Source organism: Candidatus Kurthia intestinigallinarum (assembly GCF_003991225.1).
Classification (GTDB): domain Bacteria; phylum Bacillota; class Bacilli; order Bacillales_A; family Planococcaceae; genus Kurthia; species Kurthia populi.
In genome coordinates this window covers 1-1,636 of sequence record NZ_JTFC01000224.1, presented here as the reverse complement: position 1 = coordinate 1,636, position 1,636 = coordinate 1, and the positions used below count along the sequence as shown (strand labels likewise).

The window sequence follows — 1,636 nt, the reverse complement described above, 5'->3', positions numbered from 1 at the left end:
TTATGTATTAATTATCCTACAAGCTCAAGAACTATCGCTTGAAGGCGCCGAAACGTATATAAAATACCTACAATTCATGGCAGACAACTATGATGCGGACATTCAAGTGGCTGGCGTATTACCGGTACTGCTTCGTCCAGGTGGTCGCGTGGACATGTCTACTATTGAACGTGCGAAAGAAATGTTTGGTGAAGACAATGTAATGGAAAGTGTTATCAAGCACTTAGAACGCTTAAAAGCTTGGGACGTAACAGGTATCACAGACAACGATATGCACGACCGTAAAGCACACCAAGTATTTTTAGATGTAATTGATGAGCTTGAGGAAAAATTAGCTCAATTCGAGGAGGCTGGTAAGTATGAGTAATGAAAAAGGCGGTTTAATTAAGAAAAAGAAAAAGCCGACAATCATGCAGCCTTCTATTCCCGTGAAGAAAAATGATATGGACTTCGGTTACTCAGCTCCTACAAAACAGGACGAGCAGATAGTAGCTGTTGAAGCACCTACTCCTGTGGTCGTTGAAAAAGAGGTAACAAAAATTGAACCAGCTCAGCCACGTAAAAAGCTTGGCGTTGGGAAAGCCAACAGCACAAAAAGCTTAAAAGTACCAACTGTCATTCACAGTGAAATCAACTTGCTAGGCTCTTTCATGGATGAGGGGAAAACGTATGTGATTTTGCAGAAACTGATTGATAGTTATGTGAAGAACGAGCTAACGGATCGCCAGCAGCGTCAGTTTGAATTTATGGTTGAAGCGTTTCATGAGGAGAAATAATAAAACAAAAAAGAGAACGCGTGTACCAAGCGACACGAGCTCTCTTTATCTGATACGCTAACGCGTGTACCAAGCGACACGAGTTAAACGTTTCTTTATTAATTTATATTCCCATTATGTCAAAAAAATATACATTTTGTCAAGAACGGAGGTGTAATTCAATGCAACCTATACATGAACAAGCAACTACAAATTTACTTATTTGCTTTGATGAAAGCGGTAAAAACAGTAGCGATCCCATTCAATTAATGGGTGCACTTTCAATTCCACTTAACATATATATGCATCCAAACTTTAATACTTTCCATGCATTAAATCAAGAATTTTCATTTCATTGGACGAAATATGGTGGAGATTCAAAAATTGCTAAAGGCATTGAACAGTTATTTGAACAAGCACTTCCTTTAGCTGAATACATGAACTTCAATATGATTCGATATGCTAGTTCTGTTCTAAATTCGCAAGCTCAAAATGTTTTTAAAGACATATATAAACCTAAAAAAACTATTGTAGATAAAACTATTTATACAAAACTCCCTGAGCGTATTTGCTATGGTTTAGTTAGAGGTTATGGTGTACACAATGATGTACAGGCAAAAATTTTGATTGAGGAATCTTCTGAATATCATTCACGAAATCTGGATTCAATGTTAAAAGAAGCTTTAAATATACATTCATTATATCGTGGAGAAAACTTTGTCATTACAGAGTGTGGTTATCGTAGCAAAGGTGAAGAGATAGGCATTGAATTTATCGATATCTTTTTAGGTATAGTTGGGATTATCCTGACATGTCCTTCATACAAGGAAATATCCGGTAAAAAACAAGCAAAGGTTGAATTGGTCTTAAAATTATTAAAA

At 36.5% G+C, this 1,636-nt stretch carries 3 protein-coding genes; all 3 read left to right on the top strand.

Features of this window, described 5'->3' with window-relative positions:
* On the top strand, positions 1–367 hold a 367-nt coding region (locus QI30_RS20030; protein WP_370323650.1), incomplete at its 5' end, for a ParA family protein.
* Positions 360–776 (top strand): hypothetical protein, encoded by a 417-nt coding sequence (locus QI30_RS20025; protein ID WP_126992166.1) that lies wholly within the window; start codon positions 360–362, stop codon positions 774–776. The genes QI30_RS20030 and QI30_RS20025, both read left to right, overlap by 8 nt.
* Before the next feature lie 161 nt (positions 777–937).
* Positions 938–1,636: hypothetical protein (locus tag QI30_RS20020; protein WP_126992165.1), on the top strand; the 699-nt coding region annotated here is incomplete at its 3' end.

Bases quoted from the DNA above. Each gene is read 5' to 3' on its own strand.
- QI30_RS20025 (WP_126992166.1), top strand. From the start codon at position 360: ATGAGTAATGAAAAAGGCGGTTTAATTAAGAAAAAGAAAAAGCCGACA.